The 17,114-nt window shown below is 61.0% G+C and carries 16 protein-coding genes; 9 read left to right on the top strand and 7 right to left on the bottom strand.

Annotated elements, in window-relative coordinates:
• Positions 1-337 precede the first annotated feature (337 nt).
• Complete coding sequence (locus BSP239C_RS20770; protein ID WP_101573581.1) at positions 338-1,333, top strand: hypothetical protein; 996 nt, start codon at positions 338-340, stop codon at positions 1,331-1,333.
• A gap of 439 nt (positions 1,334-1,772) precedes the next feature.
• Here the strand turns inward: BSP239C_RS20770 and BSP239C_RS13075 are convergent, their stop codons facing one another.
• Entirely contained in the window at positions 1,773-2,636 is an 864-nt protein-coding gene (locus tag BSP239C_RS13075; RefSeq protein ID WP_101573584.1) for a hypothetical protein, read from the bottom strand.
• Between the two features lie 118 nt (positions 2,637-2,754).
• On the opposite strand from BSP239C_RS13075, the gene BSP239C_RS13080 reads away from it, so the two are divergent.
• Positions 2,755-3,693, top strand: a complete 939-nt coding sequence (locus BSP239C_RS13080; RefSeq protein ID WP_101573586.1) for a 3-hydroxyacyl-CoA dehydrogenase NAD-binding domain-containing protein — start codon at positions 2,755-2,757, stop codon at positions 3,691-3,693.
• A 77-nt stretch (positions 3,694-3,770) separates the two neighbouring features.
• Here the strand turns inward: BSP239C_RS13080 and BSP239C_RS13085 are convergent, their stop codons facing one another.
• Entirely contained in the window at positions 3,771-4,124 is a 354-nt protein-coding gene (locus BSP239C_RS13085) for a nuclear transport factor 2 family protein (protein ID WP_101573588.1), read from the bottom strand.
• A 177-nt stretch (positions 4,125-4,301) separates the two neighbouring features.
• Between BSP239C_RS13085 and BSP239C_RS13090 the strand changes: the two genes are divergently transcribed.
• The 3 genes from BSP239C_RS13090 to betT all read left to right on the top strand — a co-directional run bounded on the left by BSP239C_RS13090 (position 4,302) and on the right by betT (position 9,492).
• Entirely contained in the window at positions 4,302-5,681 is a 1,380-nt protein-coding gene (locus BSP239C_RS13090) for an NAD-dependent succinate-semialdehyde dehydrogenase (RefSeq protein WP_101573590.1), read from the top strand.
• 128 nt (positions 5,682-5,809) lie between these two features.
• Positions 5,810-7,189 carry a short-chain fatty acid transporter gene (locus tag BSP239C_RS13095; RefSeq protein ID WP_101573592.1) on the top strand — a complete coding sequence of 460 codons (1,380 nt, stop codon included), beginning with the start codon at positions 5,810-5,812 and terminating at the stop codon, positions 7,187-7,189.
• 233 nt (positions 7,190-7,422) lie between these two features.
• Complete coding sequence (betT, locus tag BSP239C_RS13100) at positions 7,423-9,492, top strand: choline BCCT transporter BetT (protein WP_101573594.1); 2,070 nt, start codon at positions 7,423-7,425, stop codon at positions 9,490-9,492.
• A 119-nt stretch (positions 9,493-9,611) separates the two neighbouring features.
• On the opposite strand, the gene BSP239C_RS13105 is transcribed toward betT, so the two are convergent.
• The gene (locus BSP239C_RS13105) at positions 9,612-10,496 is read right to left on the bottom strand and encodes an aspartate dehydrogenase domain-containing protein (protein WP_180959024.1); all 885 of its coding nucleotides are present in this window, start codon (positions 10,494-10,496) and stop codon (positions 9,612-9,614) included.
• Between the two features lie 91 nt (positions 10,497-10,587).
• Between BSP239C_RS13105 and BSP239C_RS13110 the strand changes: the two genes are divergently transcribed.
• Both BSP239C_RS13110 and BSP239C_RS13115 read left to right on the top strand, forming a co-directional pair.
• Positions 10,588-11,214 carry a DNA-3-methyladenine glycosylase I gene (locus BSP239C_RS13110; protein ID WP_101573598.1) on the top strand — a complete coding sequence of 209 codons (627 nt, stop codon included), beginning with the start codon at positions 10,588-10,590 and terminating at the stop codon, positions 11,212-11,214.
• A 21-nt stretch (positions 11,215-11,235) separates the two neighbouring features.
• Positions 11,236-11,679 carry an NUDIX domain-containing protein gene (locus tag BSP239C_RS13115; RefSeq protein WP_101573600.1) on the top strand — a complete coding sequence of 148 codons (444 nt, stop codon included), beginning with the start codon at positions 11,236-11,238 and terminating at the stop codon, positions 11,677-11,679.
• A 17-nt stretch (positions 11,680-11,696) separates the two neighbouring features.
• On the opposite strand, the gene BSP239C_RS13120 is transcribed toward BSP239C_RS13115, so the two are convergent.
• The 3 genes from BSP239C_RS13120 to BSP239C_RS13130 form a co-directional block, all read right to left on the bottom strand.
• Positions 11,697-12,176, bottom strand: coding sequence for a hypothetical protein (locus tag BSP239C_RS13120; protein ID WP_101573602.1), 480 nt, complete (start codon positions 12,174-12,176; stop codon positions 11,697-11,699).
• A 13-nt stretch (positions 12,177-12,189) separates the two neighbouring features.
• A complete protein-coding gene (locus tag BSP239C_RS13125; RefSeq protein WP_101573604.1) occupies positions 12,190-12,837 on the bottom strand; it encodes a hypothetical protein in 648 nt (215 codons plus the stop codon).
• A gap of 314 nt (positions 12,838-13,151) precedes the next feature.
• Positions 13,152-14,219 carry a YafY family protein gene (locus BSP239C_RS13130; RefSeq protein ID WP_101573606.1) on the bottom strand — a complete coding sequence of 356 codons (1,068 nt, stop codon included), beginning with the start codon at positions 14,217-14,219 and terminating at the stop codon, positions 13,152-13,154.
• Positions 14,220-14,394: 175 nt separating this feature from the next.
• On the opposite strand from BSP239C_RS13130, the gene BSP239C_RS13135 reads away from it, so the two are divergent.
• Together BSP239C_RS13135 and BSP239C_RS13140 are read left to right on the top strand one after the other, a co-directional pair.
• Complete coding sequence (locus tag BSP239C_RS13135; protein ID WP_101573608.1) at positions 14,395-15,564, top strand: integrase; 1,170 nt, start codon at positions 14,395-14,397, stop codon at positions 15,562-15,564.
• Between the two features lie 437 nt (positions 15,565-16,001).
• Positions 16,002-16,226: a hypothetical protein gene (locus BSP239C_RS13140; protein WP_101573610.1), complete on the top strand. Its 225-nt coding sequence runs from the start codon at positions 16,002-16,004 to the stop codon at positions 16,224-16,226.
• Between the two features lie 137 nt (positions 16,227-16,363).
• On the opposite strand, the gene BSP239C_RS13145 is transcribed toward BSP239C_RS13140, so the two are convergent.
• On the bottom strand, positions 16,364-17,092 hold the full coding sequence (locus tag BSP239C_RS13145) for a TrkA family potassium uptake protein (protein WP_101573612.1): 729 nt from the start codon (positions 17,090-17,092) through the stop codon (positions 16,364-16,366).
• Positions 17,093-17,114: the final 22 nt, after the last annotated feature.

Below are 17,114 nucleotides of genomic sequence, written 5' to 3' on the forward strand. Positions count from 1 at the left end.
CCCCACCGGCTGGTTCTCTTTCGGTGGTGACGGGAACCCTGGTGGACAGATCACGAGAAGGACACCGCGGAACGGGTCAGTCAGGCTTTGGGTCACACCGGGATTCCCGACCTTTCCAGTATCAACGTCAGGCTGTTTTGTGACAGTTATTGGATCAAGTCAGCGTCCTGGGTAAAGGTGGCGGGCCAGTTTCTCAGCGCGCAGCCCGTGTCTCATCCACGCTCCTGCATTTCACTCGCACTTGTATTTAGCATGCAAGCAGTAACGCATGAGCTATCTAGGTGCCGATAGATGGTGTTTCATTGTGTTTGATGGCGACTGAGGGCATAATGATGGAATGTTCCGGGTGCTGACAACCAAACAACTGTTCGAGCTCGACATGCCGCGACAGCATTTGGCTGAGGCTATCGGCTGTTGTCTGTACAAGGTGCGACGGGGTTACTTCGTCCTGAGGGGCCGATGTGATCAAGAGCATCATGCTGTGCTCGAGCCATTTTCATCTGAGCCCGGGGTCACGTTCCCGACATTTCACGGAGACATCAGAGACGAGATCGAGCGGCTGCGGCTGCAGATATCGACTCGACGTGGAAGCCTGCTGCCTGGCGATGTCTTCTCTCATGTGTCTGCGGCGCTCCTTCACGGTCTTGATCCGGTTATCACTGGGACGAAGAAAGTAGAGGTATCCAGGAACACAGTCACTCGGAACTATCCTGGCATGTTCGTGTACTCGCGAAAGCTTGAAGTTTCTGATGTCGCTGAGGGTCTCAGCTATCCGATCACCACTTTGACCCGCACGCTCGCAGACGTCGCTCTCGATCACAGTCTTGAAGTCTCGGTTCCCCTGATTTCACAGTCGATGAGAGATCGCGGGGTGAGCGCCGATGATATTCGCCGGTATCTGAAGAACGGGAGGCGTGGCCTGCGGCGGGCGCACGTGGCGTTGGAACTCTCAGGCGCTGCCTACGAAGCGCCGTCCGAGTCATTTTGTGCAGTCAAGTTCCACAGACACGGGATCACCGGGATGGTTCCCCAGGTTGATGTTCGGTCCGCCACGGGTAAGCTCATTGGGCGCAATGACTTCCAACACGATACGGTTCCAGTCGTGGTTGAGGTCCACGGAGTGGGGAAGTACTATCTCCACCCTGACGGTCCCGATGAAGCTGCAAAACAGAACCATCAGCGCAACATGAATCTTCTCAATGCCGGATACCAAGTCTTCAATCTGACATTCGGTGACCTATTCCGCCCAGGAAACTTCACCGCGATCAAAAACTGCATCGACTCATTGATGATCAAGCATCAGCGGCAGACTTTGGCTCAACGAGTCGGCTAGAACCTCCGCTCAAGCGAGGGGGCCAATGCGGGCCAAGCCAGTCGAGATCTGATGCAACGCTGCACCGCAACACGGTGCTTCTCCCGAATACCGGTTGTGCACATAGATGTCTCAGAGCGACACCCGTTTCTCGGGGAAGCAGCCGGGTGCCCGAGGCGTTTTTCGGTAAGTCGGGCGAGTGTCAGCACGGTACCCGAGTTTCGGGGTGCGTGCGGCGGCTCAGCGAAGCTGCTTTGCTGCGGCTGGTGCACGGGCGGTCCTCCGCCGTTGTCGGGTAATTGAACGCCGCGCCAGACCCTACCCGCGCGGCTCAGGGCTGGGGGCGCAGGTGCCGGCTCAGGGCTGGGGCGCAGGTGCAGGCTCAGAATTGGTGAGGCAGGTGCAGGCTCAGGGCTGGGCGGGATGAGCTGAAGGCTGGTGAGGCGAGTGCAGGCGCCGCTCAGGGGTGGTGGAGCAGGTAGGTTCCGCCCTTGAGGCAGGTGTCGAGGACCCAGCCGTCGGCGACGAGAGCTGTCAGCGAATCGCGCAGGGCTTCCCGCCAGCGCGAAGCAAGTTCAGCGTCTTGGCCGCGCAGCGTCTCGATGTCGGAGGGGAAGTCGAGGGAGACCAGTGAAGCTTCCTTGGGCACTTCAGCTACCACAGGTTCGCCGCTATCGTCACTGCGCAGGCACTCGAAGGCGTCGTCCGCCTCGGCGAGGGTGGCCCGGGCAGGCTTGTCCAGCGGCCAGGATACGACCATGCGGTCACTGGCTTGACCGGCGTTGACGCCGTCGCGCATCTGCCCGTAGAAGTCCTCAAGGTATTCGACCATTCCAACGCCCAGACGCTGGAAGTTGAAGTAGGCGTTGCGTGCCACCAGCGGATCGAAGGTCCAGGTCATCTCCGTGATGCCGAGGTTGAGACACCACAGGCGCTGATGCAGCTTCATCGCCGAGCCCGCGCCGCGGCCGATGACCTGATGCCGCACACCGGCGATATGCGAATGCATCACGGTTCCCAGCGGTTGGCCGAAGAAGCCGATCGTCACCCCGATCATCTCGTCGGGCTCGTCGAGGCTGTAGGCGGCAGAGACATAGTTGCCCGCATGGGCGAAGGCCACGATGAGCCCGGGTTCGAGGACATTGGTGCCCGTCTCGTCGACGCTCCACACTTCGTCGAGCAGCAGGGCGGCTTCGGCAGCCTCGGCGGCGGTGTGGATCTCACGCACCTCGATCCGCGCGGCGTCTGCTGCTGCCGCGTATTCGTCCTCGGCCAGGGCAATGATCTCCGAGTCCACTGTTGTCAATCCTTCGCGCGGTGTCATGGTGACATTGTGCCACCGAACTTGGCTTCTGAATGTACTGCAACGTCGATATCTGAGGCATCGGTGCTGGTGCAGACGGGTGGAGACCGAGAGCAGCAGGCAGGTATAACCTGAAGCCATGAGCTTCAGTGTTGCTGTCATCGGGGCCGGAACAATCGGCCGTTCCTTCGCTTGGCTGTTCGCCCGATCCGGTTATCCGGTGCGGGTCTTCGACCCCAGGCCAGACCTCGCCGAGGTGGTCACCGAGTTGCAGGCCGACGTCAGTGCCGACGCTGCCGCCGAGAATATGCTCGCCTCCGAAGTCGGGTCCGTCAGCCTCGCCGAATCCGTCGAGGCAGCCGTGGCCGAGGCTTCCTTCGTGCAGGAATCGGGACCCGAGGATCCGCAGGCCAAGCCGCAGCTGTTCGCTCAGATCGCTGCTGCCGCCCCGGACGACGCGGTCTTCGCGACCTCCTCGTCGACCATCCCCGCATCGTTGATCGCACGGCACTTACCGGCGGAAGCCGCGGCCCGGGTCATCGTCGGGCATCCGTTCAACCCGCCTCATCTCATGCCGCTCGTCGAGGTGGTCCCGGCACCGGCGACCAGTCCGGACACCGTTGAACGGACCCTCGAGTTCTACCGCAGCTGCGGACGTGAACCCGTGGCTCTGAACCGGGAAGTTCGCGGCTTCGTCGGCAACCGGCTGCAGAACGCGCTGATGAAGGAGGCGATCTCACTGGTGGAGAACGGTGTCATCTCAGCACCTGACCTGGATGCGGTGATGAAGAATTCTCTGGGCTTGCGCTGGTCCGCGGTGGGGCAGTTCGAGGCGATGCACCTTGGAGGGGGAGATGCAGGGATCCGCGGTTTCATGGACCACATCGGCACATCATTCGCTGAAATCGGCGAGCTTCCACTCGACCTCAGCGATGACGGGATGGCCGATGTCTATGCACAGGTCGAAGAAGCCTATGGCCAGACGCCGAGCCGAGCCGCCGCCGAGGCGAGGGACCGAGCTCAGCGCTCCGTGCTCGAGGCACGTCGCCAGAGTGGCACGCAGTCACAAGAGGAGTGACGTGGCAGTGGAGCGCCGCTGCCCACCTGAATGAGCTGGCAGTGAGGTGCCGCTACTCTCCGGAGTGAGACGGCTGGCTACACCGCGGCTTGGTAGAAGTAGGTGGTGCGTTCGGCGATGAGGCCCTCGGTGTCGAAGAGGAAGAAGTCGGCGAAGCCCACGGAGGTCTGCGTGCCGTCCTTGAGACGGCCGGTGAAGACGCCGCGGCTGGAAGCGCGGTCGCCGTCGACGAGGATCTCAGCCAGCGAATGCGCGCCCGACTCGATGACGCGCTCACCGTGGTAGAAGTCGGTGATCTGCGTTCCGATCATGGTCGGGTATCCGGGCCGATCGTAGTGACCTTCGGCCGCGAAGAGGGCTGAGGTGGCACCCGCATCTCCGGCGTCGACGGTGGAGTAGTAGCGCTTCACGAGTTCAGTCACACTGTCCATGGCAACACAGTAACAGCGATCACATTCGAGTTTGAGCTCAAGGGGTGGGATGGGGAATTGCCGCCGAGGTGATTGGGCCATAGCGTGGGAGATGAATCCATTCGTCGTCTGGCGCCTGATCGTCGGTTCCGGACCGTTGGATTGAGGTCAATAACCCCCGCAGAAATGAGGCTCGACATGTCCACCATGTATCGCGTGACCAACCCGGCAACCGGAGAGGTCGCCGAAGAGTTCGCCACCGCCACCGACTCAGAGATCCTGGCCGCCCTTGACCGGTCCGCGACGACCTTCACCGAATGGAGTCAGACCAGCGTGGCCGATCGCGCTGCGATCCTCGTTCGAGTCTCCGAAATCTACGCGGAGCGGGCTGAAGAGTTGGCGCAGGTCATCCAGCTGGAAATGGGCAAGGCCGTCCCCGAAGGCAAGGGCGAGGTCGGACTGAGCTCCGCAATCTACCGCTACTTCGCCGACAATGCCGAAGCTTTCATGGCCGATGAGCCCCTGCGCGGACCCGAAGACGGAACCGCGATGATCCGCCGCAAGCCGGTCGGGTCACTGCTGGGAATCATGCCCTGGAACTTCCCCTACTACCAGGTCGCACGCTTCGCAGCGCCCAACTTGGCGTTGGGCAACACGATCCTGCTCAAACATGCTCCGCAGTGTCCCCGCTCGGCTCAGATCATGGAAGAGATCTTCATCGAAGCAGGTCTTCCCGAGGGCGCCTACATCAACATCTACGCCAGCAACGAGCAGGTCGCGGATCTCATCCTCCCCGACCCACGCAACCATGGAGTGTCCCTGACCGGGTCCGAACGTGCTGGTGCTGCTGTGGCCGCCGAAGCCGGTAAGAACCTCAAGAAGGTCGTCCTCGAGCTTGGTGGATCCGATCCCTACATCCTCCTCGACACTCCTGATGTGGCGAAGAGCGCGAACACCTTCTTCAAGACCCGCATGGGCAACACCGGTCAGGCCTGCAACTCGCCCAAGCGCATGATCGTCATGGATGATGTCTACGACGAGTTCCTGACTTCGATCACCGAGGCGGCCAAGAAGTTCACGCCCGAGCAGCCCGGTGATGAAGGCTCCCGCCTGTCCCCGCTGTCATCGACCGCGGCCGCCGATCGCTTCATCGAGCAGGTTCAGGACACGGTCAAGGACGGTGCCACTCTGCTCGCCGGCGGAAAGCGCTACGAAGGTGGCGGCGCCTATGTCGAACCCGTCGTCCTCGCCGATGTGGAGAAGGGCATGCGCGGGTACTATGAAGAGCTCTTCGGCCCCGCCGTCATCGTGTACAAGGTCAGCAGCGAGGAAGAAGCTGTCGAAATGGCCAATGACACCCCGTTCGGCCTCGGTGCGGCTGTATTCTCCACAGATCTGGAGCGGGCAGAGCGCGTCGGTTCCCAGATCGACTCCGGCATGGTCTTCCTCAACGCCCCCGAAGGCAGCCGTGAGTACCTGCCGTTCGGTGGTGTGAAGCGTTCCGGCGTCGGCCGTGAGCTGGGGCCATTGGCCATGGACGAGTTCGTCAACAAGCAGTTGGTGTTCACGAAGAACTGAGTCTGAGCTCCCGACGCACCGCGTCGGCAGAGTCGTCTGTCCACTCTCAGGGCGTTGACCGCACAAGCGGTCGACGCCCTGATTGTATGCTGAGGTCATACTCAGTCTTTTCTCAGTAGGAGGATCTCATGCCGGCATCGAAGCCGTCGACACAGGTCAACGCAGCGGCCTCAAAAGGATTCATGCGTCCGATCAACCGCTTCCTCGAACAGTGGATTCCGTCAGCGCTGACGTTCGCCATCGTTCTCACGCTCATCGTCGCCGTCCTGGCGTTCATCCTCACCGGAGCCAGCCCGGTCGAGGTCGTCACCGGCTGGGGTGAGGGACTGGCAGGACTCCTCGAGTTCATGACCCAGATGTGTCTCATCCTGCTGCTGGGCCACATCCTGGCGAACACCGGTCCCGTCCAGAAGCTGCTGACATGGCTGGCCAGGGTCCCCGGCAGCCCGGCCTTCGCCTATGTCTTCGTCTTCCTCGTGGCAGCGATCGCCAGCCTCATCACGTGGGGCCTCGGCCTCGTCGTCGGTGCACTGCTGGCGCGAGAGATCGCCGTCCAGGCGCGCAGCCGCGGCATCAAGGTCCACTTCCCGCTGCTCGTGGCCGCCGGCTACTCCGGCTTCGTCGTCTGGCACATGGGCTACTCCGGTTCGGGCCCGCTGACAGCCGCGACACCCGATTCCTTCTTGGCAGAATCCCTGGGCGGTGAGGTCGTCCCCGTCAGCGAGACCATCTTCTCGACGTGGAATCTGCTCGCCATCCTCGGCGTCATCGTGGTCTGTGGTGCCCTCTTCTTTCTCATCGCGCCGAAGAAGGGCGCACCCGTCTACGAGCTGCCCGAGTCGATCACCTCGGAATCCAGATCGACCGTCGACGAGGAGGTCGTGACTCCGGCCGACCGCATCGACGCCTCGCGGATCCTCACCCTCATCGTCGGTCTGGCACTCGTGATCTACCTGATCATCCACTTCGCCCAGGGCGGGGGACTGACGCTGGACATCGTCAACTGGTCCTTCCTTGCGCTCATCTTCCTGCTCGTGAAGAACCCCTTCGAACTCATCCACCTGACGAAGGAAGCCGCCTCGAACGTCGGTGAGATCCTGCTCCAGTTCCCCCTCTACGCAGGAATTCTGGGCATCATGTCCGGCACCGGCCTCATCGCAGTGTTCTCCGACGCCCTCGTTTCGATCGCGAACCCGTCGACCTTCGGCGTCCTCGCGCTGCTCTCAGCCGGCCTCGTCAACTTCTTCGTCCCGTCGGGCGGCGGGCAGTTCGCCGTCCAGGGACCGATCATGCTCGACGCAGCCAATCAGCTGGGAGTCGATCCCTCGATTGCGATCATGGCGGTCTCCTACGGCGATCAGTGGACGAACATGCTGCAGCCCTTCTGGGCTCTGCCGGTCCTGGCCATCGCGGGACTGAAGATGCGTGACATCCTCGGCTACACCTCGGTGACCTTCCTCGGTTCCGGTGTGGTCATGGCTCTGGCTCTATTCCTCGTCTCTTTGTGAGGTGGGGCTAGGGCGATAGGACGTGAGCGAAGAGGTGCGAGTAGTGATGTGATTGAGGCGGTCCGGCGTAGGGCTGGTGCCAAGGTTCCCGGCGAAGTCGCTGTCAGCTCCCTATCCGGTTACCGACGGTTACGATATGGTAGCCTACATGGTTGGCTGCCACCGGTGATTCCGGTGCGCCGAAACACGGAAATCGATGTGGGCGAGGTATCGTCCGCTGAAGGAGTGAACAGATGACGGCCACAGTGGACAAGTCCGAAGAGAGGCCGAAGACGGGGGTGAAGGCCGTGCTGCCTCCGGTGAATAAGCCGGTTTTCATCGCGGCCGCCCTTGGCACCCTGGCCATCACTCTCTGGGCTTTCTTCGCCCCGACGAACGCCGAGGCCGTGCTCGGTGCCGTGGTCGGTTGGACCTCTGACTGGTTCGGCTGGTTCTACGTCCTCCTCGTCGCCGCTGTCCTCGTCTTCGTCATCTACTTGGCGGCCTCGAAGTACGGCAATACGAAACTCGGCCCCGAGCATTCGAAGCCCGAATACGGGCTGCTGGCGTGGGCCTCGATGCTCTTTGCCGCCGGCATCAGTACCGACCTGATGTTCTTCGCCGTCGCCGAACCGGTCACCCAGTATCTGGCACCACCGAGCACACAGCCGGAATCCGTTGACGCGGCGCGCGAAGCTACAGTGTGGACCCTGTTCCACTACGGCATCAGCGGCTGGGGTCTCTACGCCCTCATGGGCATCGCCCTGGCCTACTTCGCGTACCGGATGAACATGCCACTTGCGATTCGGTCGGCACTTGCTCCGATCTTCGGCAAACGTGTCGAAGGAGCTCTCGGCGACACCGTCGACATTGCTGCACTGTTGGGCACCGTCTTCGGTGTGGCCACCTCGTTGGGCATCGGCGTGGTCATGGTCAACGTTGGTCTCAACACCGTCTTCGGCATCCCGATCGGTGTGGGCTCGCAGGTCGGCATCGTCGTCGTCGGCGTCGCAGTGGCCACGCTCTCGGCTGTGTCAGGCGTGGACAAGGGAATTAAGTTCCTCTCGATCCTCAACGTCTTCCTCGCAGTGGCTCTGAGCCTCTGGGTCCTCATCGCAGGTAACACCCAGTTCCTGCTCAACGCGTTGGTCCTCAACGTCTTCGACTTCATCAGAATGTTCCCGAACATGGCGGGTCAGACATTCGCCTTCGAAGACACCGGAACATGGATGACGGATTGGACTCTGTTCTTCTGGGCCTGGTGGATCGCCTTCGCCTCATTCGTCGGGCTCTTCCTTGCACGCATTTCGCGCGGGCGTACGATCCGCCAGTTCGTCCTCGGTACCCTGACGATTCCGTTCATCTACATCTTCATGTGGATCTCGATCTATGGAAACTCTGCTCTCGACTTGATCCGCAATGGTGATAAGGAGTTCGGTGAGAAGACGATGCTCAACCCCGAAGGTGGGTTCTATGAGCTGCTCTCGAACTACCCGGGATTCTTCGTCATCGCCGCGCTCGCAACGATCACGGCGCTGCTGTTCTACGTCACCACAGCTGACTCCGCGTCACTCGTCATGGCAAATCTCTCCTCACGTCTGCCGACGCCGCAGGACGACGGTCGTCCGGGACTGCGCATCTTCTGGGCTCTGGCCACCGGTGCGCTGACGATCGCCATGCTCATCGTCGGCGGAGTGGGTGCACTGCAGAATGCAACGGTCGTCATGGGCCTGCCCTTCGCGTTCGTCGTCATCCTCGTCATGATCGGCCTCTACAAGGCATTGCGGGTAGAAGCCCATCGTGTCGACAGCGCCGACCAGAGCCTGCCGGGATCTCTTGCCCGACGTTCTCGCTCGGGCGACAAACATGAGCCCTGGCAGCGTCAGTTGGGTCGTGTCCTGTCCTTCCCCAGCGGCAGCAAGACACGCGCGTTCGAACGCGAAGTCCTGACACCCACCTTGGAGGAGGTTGCGGCGGAGATGGCCGAACGTGGTATCACGGCCCGTTGCGGACGCGTCGACTCAGAAGGACAGTTCGTCGACGACGGCGAACTCATTCAGCTCGAAGTCGACGGTGAGGGGCGGTATCCGTTCCGCTACCAGATCTGGCCTCACAAGGTCAGTGTGCCCTCGTTCGGTGGGCGCGTCCCGCGTGGCACGGAGGACTACTACCGGATGGAGGTCTATCTCGATGGCGGAACCGGACAGGGCTACGACATCATGGGCTATTCGAAGGAACAGATCATCGATGACGTTCTCGACAAGTACGGTCGCCACGTGGAGTTCCTGCAGCTGCAGGAGAACATCCTCAACCACGACGATTGATCAAGATCGACGACTGACTTTGACCCTCGTCTGATGCAAGCGTTCGTCTGACGTCCGTCTGAAACAGGCGACTGTTTCGCTGAGCCCGGTGCTTGCCTGACCACAGGCAGGTGCCGGGCTCAACGCCGCCTGAGACCCTCCAGACAGGCCCGCAGGGTGCGAGTGACGGAGATTGCGGTGAGGCCGCTGGTTGCCGGGTTTTCCGGGCTCGGGGTCGACGAGATGGAGAACGCGAAGTCTCCTGCTTCTCCCGTCGCAGTGATCTCATGATGGGAATACTTCTGGCGGGGATCCGCACGGATCTCCACACACGTCCGGCGCAGTGCCGTCTCCATGAGTTCGTCGTCGGCGTCCGCATCAAATCCGAGCCCCCGTGTTGCCCAGGCAAGCGCCACGGTGATGTTGACGTTGGCGGGGAACTTCACAATCGCCTCGGCGGGGGAGCCGGTGAAGATCGTCGACGGCCCATCTTCGGGGGTCAGTTCCGTCAGCCGGCGAACTTCCTCGGCAGGCATCCAGGATTGGATCAGGCCGCCAGGAGCCTTCGACGTCGTGATGGAGACTGTCTCCAGGGCCTGCGCCTGGGCGGCTGCTTCGAGGACGTCGAGCCCGCCGATCGCCCCGTTCGTCACATGCAGGTCACCCGGCCCGGCCAGCAGTGAGCGCCTGGTCGGCCGATCGGCAAGGGCACCGACACTGGTGAGGACGAACGGAATGCCGGCATCCACCACGGCCGGACCATAAGTTTCAGCGGCTGGAACACCTGCACATTCGACCACAGCAGCGGGAGCGAGATCAGCCCAGCGCGGATCCTCGGGACTCTCAACCTGAATCAGATCGGCGCCCAGATCACGATGCTCGGCGTGCTTGTCGAGGTTCCGGACCAGGGCGGTCAGCCTCAGACGTCCGCTCGAGATCTCGGGGCTCAGCAGGCGCGAGACGTGTCGTCCGATCGCCCCGAACCCGATCATCGCCACCGTTGTCACTTCCGCCTCTGGTCTCATGAGATCAGGGTACACATCGCCATGGACATGCACTGTCAGTGCCTCGGGGTACCGTAAAGGTGTGGATGGGCGAGGCGAGGAAGGAGTATCGATGACAGAGGCGACTGCCGGCGATGGACCAACCGCTGACGATGCAGTGGTCGGCGACGATGGGATCGCCCGAACGCCGTGGGCCTACGGCAATCCGCTGCTGCTTGACTATTACGACACCGAATGGGGCATGCCCGTCCATGACGAGTCCGGGATGTTCGAGAGACTGAGCCTCGAAGGCTTCCAAGCTGGATTGTCGTGGCTGACGATCCTGAAGAAGCGCGACCGCTTCCGCGAGGTATTCAGACACTTCGACGCCGAGGCGGTGGCGAAGTTCGGCGAGTCCGAGATCGAAGCCCTGCTCGACGATCCCGGAATCATCCGACACCGCGGCAAGATCGAAGCTTGCATCGGCAATGCCAAGGCAACATTGGCGATGCGCGATGACGGTGGCCTCGGCGATTTCATCTGGAGCTTCCAGCCTGAGACCACGCCGCGTCCCCACAGTCTGAGGGATGTGCCCACAACGAGCCCCGAGTCCCTGGCGCTGTCGAAAGCCCTGAAGAAGAAGGGATTCCGGTTCGTGGGGCCGACCACCATGTACGCGCTCATGGAAGCGATCGGTATGGTTGACACGCACGTCCTCGGATCCCATCGCCGAGGTGCGTCCGGAATCTGGAACGACTGACGAAGCCGATGAAAGGCTGGAATGAACGATATCCGAGTCAGTGCACTCGTCCTGCTGCACCCGTACGAACCGTTTCTGCTCATGGTGCGCAAGGAGGGGACATCGTCGTTCATGCTTCCTGGTGGCAAGCCTGAAGTCGGTGAGAGTGCCGAGGCGACGATCATCAGGGAGATCAGCGAGGAGCTCGGCCTCGTCCTGGAGGCCGACCACCTCTTCCCGCTGGGCACCTTCGCCGCAGATGCCGCCAATGAAGCTGATCATCAGGTGATCGGGGACGTGTTCTGCTACGAAGGCCTGCCCGCTGAACTCAACGTCGATTGCATCAACCACCAGGCCGAAATCGCGGAGGCCGCGTGGTTTCCCTACGACCCGATGCCGGCAGACACTTCTGAACGGCAGTTCGCTCCGCTGACTCGTCTGCAGGTCGTTCCCGCTCTTGCAGAACGAGGCCTGCTCACACGGTGAGGATATCGTGGTGAAGCTCAGACACCTCGGCGTTGGAACGCCAATTCGAGGACGAACAGGTGGACGGCATGTCCCAGCACCAGGCCGGATATGAGGAAGCCGAGGACGATGCTGAAGACACCGAAGTCCGTATAGGGTGGAGGGTCAACGTATCCGGGGGACTGCAAGAGCGTGGAAGCGACCAGGATCGACCCCACCAGTATCGCGATCAGACCACTCGTCGACAGTTTTCCCGCCGCGGCGAGAGCCAGCAGCAGTGCTGTCAGGAGGACGACCAGCAACGCCATCAGGTCGTAGCCGGGTCCAAGCCGAGCTACCTCCTGCCATAGGTTTCTATAGTTGATCGAGCTGCCAGATTCCGATTCGTAGTAGGGGAAGAATGTCAGTGAGATGACCAGCAGGCACAGCGGTCCGTAGAAGCGAGCGTAGAGAGCATTGGTTCGCGTGATCCGTGAGTTGAGGAGTTCGGTTCGGATCATCTGCTCTGGAAGAGTCATGCGTTGTCTGTCCTTACTGTCGGTCATCGGTCGCCGATTTCTGGGTCCTTCGTGCCACGACTCCTGTCGCCGCTGAGGTGAAGATGAGGGTGAGTAGGCTCAGGCCGACGCCGACGACCGAGAGGCCCGGACTCGGCGAGACGTGAAGTCCGTTTCTGGCGAAAGGTCCGATGCTTCCCATCCGGGTCGTGGCTCCGCCGGTGCCAGCACCGGTATCGGCGCCGCTGGCGGGGATGACGGGCAGGACCGAGAACGATTCACTCAGGTACTCCTCGTCCATGCTCTGCTCCGACGTGACCTCCGCCTGGTAGCCGCCCACATAGGTGTTGATCGGTCTGCCAGGTGAACCGCCTATTGCAAACGCGACGGTTCCATCTGCGCGAGCTCGTCTTCGGTCGTGGATGGCTTCGACTCCCGGCGGTGTGGAGACGATGTCGAGTTGGACCTCCTCACCTGGCAGGAAACCTGTGGCCGTGATGGTCACGGCGTCGTTGTCGGTGATGAAATCGGTGGTGGCAACGGCCCGCGGACGAATGTCGACGACCGTCGGCACACCGTCTGCGTATTCGTCTGCCACGGCGGGGCCAGGCAGCAAAGTGGTTCCCAGAATGCAGGCGGCGGCTGTCACAGCCAAGGGTGTCCGCCATCTCGATGCGCGCATAAGTATTCTCCAAACGAATGTTGAATGCGAATGTTTATGTGTCATTGGGTGCTGTTTGAATTCGTCCGCGGGCAGTGAAACGGATCATCGCCTCGGGAATAGAGAACTGTGGTGACAATCGACCATAATGTCTTCGCGGAATAGTCGCGGTGCTGATTGAGCTATTGCTGAGAAAACTACAGTTCGACGATTGCAGGAGACAAGGAAAGGACAAGACTCACGAGTGATGCCCGCGAAGAACCACACGACAATATGGTTTTAGAGGGCGTGTCTGGTGAGGACTCTCCGGTGGCGGACGCGACCAAATCGGCGGGCTACTTGGAGGCCGGAGACCCAGTCGCAGCCGACTCTGCCTGCGTGGTCGCTCGCTGCAGCCGATTCGACAGTGCACGGAGTTCCGCGTTGAGCTCCGGCGAGTCTTCGACGACGAACTCGGCGTCCAACCTGGCCAGTGTCAAAGCCATGGTGCTGACTGTCTCTGCTCCGATCATCACCGTCGAGCGCTGCTCATCGAGAGCTTCGACAGTGCCCTCGGCAGGCATCAGCATCTTCATGACCTCGGCTGCTGCGGCGTGCACGGTGACGGTGGCTTCGTGTTTCCACCTGCTGGCCGTCACATTGCGCTCGACGTAAGCGCCGATCTCCTGTGCCGGCAGATCACGAGGTTCGAAGCGTCGACCCCCAGGGATTTTAGGGACGATGTGCTCGACCCGGAAGATGGCCCAGGCTTCTTCCGTGGGGTCAAAAGTGAGGAGAAACCAGCGATGCTGATGGTTGACCAGCCGGTAGGGTTCCACCTCGAACTCACTGCGGTGTCCCTGACTTGAGAGCGTGTCTCTTTGATCTGCCGAGGTGCTGGTCTCGCCTTGATCTGCAGAGGCCCCGGCCTCGGGTCGGTAGGTGAATCTGAACCGCTGGTGTCCGTGACAGTATTCGATGATCAGTGTCAGCAGATTCGGGTCGACGAGCGGCATCGGATGGTTGCTGGCAAGCGGGACAGTGAAATGGGCCAGGTTCTTCACCCGATTGCGCACACTAGCGGGCAATATCTGCTCGAGCTTCGCCAGCGCCTGTGCAGAGGTCTCTTCCATTCCACCGATGATGCAGCTCAGTCCGGAGTGCAATCCTACGGCCACGGCAACGGCTTCGTCGGGGTTGAGCAGCAACGGTGGCACAGCCGAGCCACCGGATCCCATCCGGTATCCACCCTCGCCTCCACGGGTCCCCTCAACGGGATAGCCGAGGTCACGCAGAGTGCCGATATCGTTGCGCACCGTGCGTGAGCTGACGTTGAGACGGTCGGCCAATTCCGTGCCTGACCATGTTCGGGGAACCGTCAGCAATGACAGTAGACCGAGTAGCCGCGCTGCTGTTTGTGACATTTTCCGTTGTCTTCCTTGCTTTAGGAAGACCTCCTGCCTAATCAAACAATAGCATCGGTGTTCTGAATTCGTAATGCGCTGCATGCGGCAATGGGGCCGTGAGGAAAATGGAGGAATTGAGGAATTCATGCACACGCAATTAGCTCCCCATCGTGATTCGAGGAGACAACGCGGGATGATCGTCAACGATTATCGTGATCGTTACACTTCAGCCCGAAAGCAGGACAAGAGCGGGATTCTCGACGAGATCGTCGTGAAGACAGGATGGTCACGCGACCACGTCCGCCGACTCTTGGCCCAATCGGCACGAGGGCAGGAGTCGCCCCAGACTCGAGCTGGCCGGCCGCGCCGCAGAGAGGGGAAATACTCCGACGAGGCCAAGGTCGCGTTGGAACAGGTCTGGGACTGGTCGGGCAGGCAGAGTGGAAAGTACCTTGCTGCTGCCATGCCTGTGATGCTCGATGCTTTGGAGCGTCACGATTCCCTGCCCACTGGGGAAGGCGGATATGGTCGGGGAGTGCGGGAAGAGCTGCTGTCAGTCAGCCCCGCTTCGATCGACAGGTATCTGCGATGCGCCCGGTCGTGTGATTTCGCGTCCCGCAATGTGTCGACGAGGCGCTCGCATTTGCCCAGTGCGGAGTTCCTCAAATTCGCCGGCGGAGACAACGAGGCTGAACCGGGCTTCTTCATGGTCGATACCGTCGCCCACACGGGGGCAACCGCGGGCGGGGACTGCGTGTTCACTCTCAACGCGACATGCCTGCACACTGGGTGGGTGTTCACTCGGAGCCTTTCGGACAATGCTCCGGACCGCGTCGCCGACATTCTGCAGTGGTCTCTTGACGAGATCACAGGCATTCCCTTCTGGGTCAATGCTGTTGAGTTGAGCAATGCTTGCGATGGAGTCCATCAGGCGGTTGCCTTATGGGCGCAAGCGCTCGATATCCACTACAGTCCCGTACCCAAGGATCATCGGCGAGATCGACTGCCAGAGGCCTCAGAACATCAGCACCTGGTCCACGAGTACGGGTTTGTCAATCACTATGACACCGAGGAAGAGCGATGGGTGCTCAACCATCTGTGGAGGGCGGTCAATGATCGACTGAACTTCTTCACCCCGATCAGGAAGCCGGTCGCCTGGGTCAGGGACGCGACCGGTCATCGCAAACGGATCTACGACGATCCGGCCACGCCGTTGCGCCGCCTGAGTGAGGCCGGCGTGATGTCGCCCGTTCAGGAAGCCGAACTCATCACATACCGCAACAGCCTCGACCCGGCGAAGCTCGCGGCAGACATCAGCAGATGGCAGAAAAGGCTGATCGAGATCACCACGTCGACGAGGTGAATTGATTGTCGAAGGTGGCCTCAAATCCGCAGGCAAAGCTTCCCATCTTAGCAGGAGACCCTGCCGCGAAACCACCCTTCGGTGCATCTTTGAAGCAAGTCGTTATTGGGGGATTACATTCTCGTTACTTCCAGGTACAGTAAAGACCGATTGTGATCTGACGAACTCCGAAATCTGGCACAACGATACGTGCAGATCCGAGCTTGAAGCGTACCCGCGTGAGCAAGGCGCGGACTTTTGGTTGGGATTGAACGGGGTGAAGAGGAGCACCATCGCTGAGGATGTCGGTGTGCAACCAGGCTATCCTCGGGCACCGGGCGGACCGGTTGTCAGAAGAGCGTCTTGGGAGATGGCTATGGAATTGCGTGCACTGATGGAGGAGAGCGACTGGTGAGGGCGATTGGAAGTCCGGGGCGGCGCGCCATTCGAGAAAACTCATGATCCAAGCTGTTGCCATTGCCATGATCGCCTATGCGGGAGTGGCCGTGTTCATCATCATCCTGCTGCTGTCCAAGGCCGATTATGGGCGATCCTGGCGCGATCGTCGAGATGCAGCGCGCATGGGATTCTTCGTCCCGGTCTGGCCGCTGTTGGTTCTGTATCTGCTCTTCCGGGCAGTTTTGCGCATGTGGCACATGGCCGAGTGGGGCCAGGTGCGCTGAGGGCGGCGTGCCCGATTCAGAGATCGAGAAACGATGTGGGTCCCATGCGGTCAGCAGGGTGCTGGCCAGCGACCTGTCGATAACGGGTTGTACCTAGAACTGTATGCGTGTGAACGACGGGTTTTCGGCAGTCGACCTCAGGCGTCCTTGTCCAGAGCGCTGAAGTCCTCGACCCTGTGCGGGGTGCCGGCAATGAGCATCTCATCATCGGCATAGAGCGTTACGTCCTGATCCGCGAAGTCCCAATGCTCATCGCCGTTGCGTCGGAATGCCACAACTGTCACACCGTGCTTGCCGCGCAGGTCGAATGAACCTAAGGCCGAGTCGGAGAAGCGGGTCGGAGGAGTGGTGCGAGCCAGGACGAAGTCTTCGCTGATCGGCAGGAAATCCGACATGTGTCCGCGAATCAGATGGGCAAGGCGTCGGCCCATGTCGTTCTCCGGCCGGATCACGTTTTCGATGCCGAGCTGGTCGAGGATCTCCGCATGCGTCTGGCTGATCGCTTTGGCCCAGATATGTCGGTTTCCGATCTTCAGGATCTTCGAAGCCGTGAGAATGCTGGCCTCCAGGTCGCTGCCGATGGCAATTACGACGCGGCTGACTTCGTCGATTCCCAACTGACGCAGAACAGTCTCATCGGTGGAGTCGGCCCGCGATACGAAGGCCAGAGTCTCGGAGTACTGAGCCACGACGGCTTCGTCGATATCGACACCGATGACGTCGACATCGTGAGCGGCGAGTTCAGCGGCCAGCGATCCGCCGAAGCGTCCTAGCCCGATGACGGCGACGGCGTCATGGTGTGCCATCGGGGTGGGATCACCCAGGAAGAACGCAGCCGGCCTCGTCCGCCAGGATTTCGTATTCATATCAGTGTCCTTCCTCTTATTC

It is taken from the genome of Brevibacterium sp. 239c, from assembly GCF_900169365.1.
Lineage (GTDB): Bacteria > Actinomycetota > Actinomycetes > Actinomycetales > Brevibacteriaceae > Brevibacterium.

Bases quoted from the DNA above. Each gene is read 5' to 3' on its own strand.
- BSP239C_RS20770 (WP_101573581.1), top strand. From the start codon at position 338: ATGTTCCGGGTGCTGACAACCAAACAACTGTTCGAGCTCGACATGCCG.
- BSP239C_RS13075 (WP_101573584.1), bottom strand. From the start codon at position 2,636: ATGACACCGCGCGAAGGATTGACAACAGTGGACTCGGAGATCATTGCC.
- BSP239C_RS13080 (WP_101573586.1), top strand. From the start codon at position 2,755: ATGAGCTTCAGTGTTGCTGTCATCGGGGCCGGAACAATCGGCCGTTCC.
- BSP239C_RS13085 (WP_101573588.1), bottom strand. From the start codon at position 4,124: ATGGACAGTGTGACTGAACTCGTGAAGCGCTACTACTCCACCGTCGAC.
- BSP239C_RS13090 (WP_101573590.1), top strand. From the start codon at position 4,302: ATGTCCACCATGTATCGCGTGACCAACCCGGCAACCGGAGAGGTCGCC.
- BSP239C_RS13095 (WP_101573592.1), top strand. From the start codon at position 5,810: ATGCCGGCATCGAAGCCGTCGACACAGGTCAACGCAGCGGCCTCAAAA.
- betT (WP_101573594.1), top strand. From the start codon at position 7,423: ATGACGGCCACAGTGGACAAGTCCGAAGAGAGGCCGAAGACGGGGGTG.
- BSP239C_RS13105 (WP_180959024.1), bottom strand. From the start codon at position 10,496: ATGAGACCAGAGGCGGAAGTGACAACGGTGGCGATGATCGGGTTCGGG.
- BSP239C_RS13110 (WP_101573598.1), top strand. From the start codon at position 10,588: ATGACAGAGGCGACTGCCGGCGATGGACCAACCGCTGACGATGCAGTG.
- BSP239C_RS13115 (WP_101573600.1), top strand. From the start codon at position 11,236: ATGAACGATATCCGAGTCAGTGCACTCGTCCTGCTGCACCCGTACGAA.
- BSP239C_RS13120 (WP_101573602.1), bottom strand. From the start codon at position 12,176: ATGACTCTTCCAGAGCAGATGATCCGAACCGAACTCCTCAACTCACGG.
- BSP239C_RS13125 (WP_101573604.1), bottom strand. From the start codon at position 12,837: ATGCGCGCATCGAGATGGCGGACACCCTTGGCTGTGACAGCCGCCGCC.
- BSP239C_RS13130 (WP_101573606.1), bottom strand. From the start codon at position 14,219: ATGTCACAAACAGCAGCGCGGCTACTCGGTCTACTGTCATTGCTGACG.
- BSP239C_RS13135 (WP_101573608.1), top strand. From the start codon at position 14,395: ATGATCGTCAACGATTATCGTGATCGTTACACTTCAGCCCGAAAGCAG.
- BSP239C_RS13140 (WP_101573610.1), top strand. From the start codon at position 16,002: ATGATCCAAGCTGTTGCCATTGCCATGATCGCCTATGCGGGAGTGGCC.
- BSP239C_RS13145 (WP_101573612.1), bottom strand. From the start codon at position 17,092: ATGAATACGAAATCCTGGCGGACGAGGCCGGCTGCGTTCTTCCTGGGT.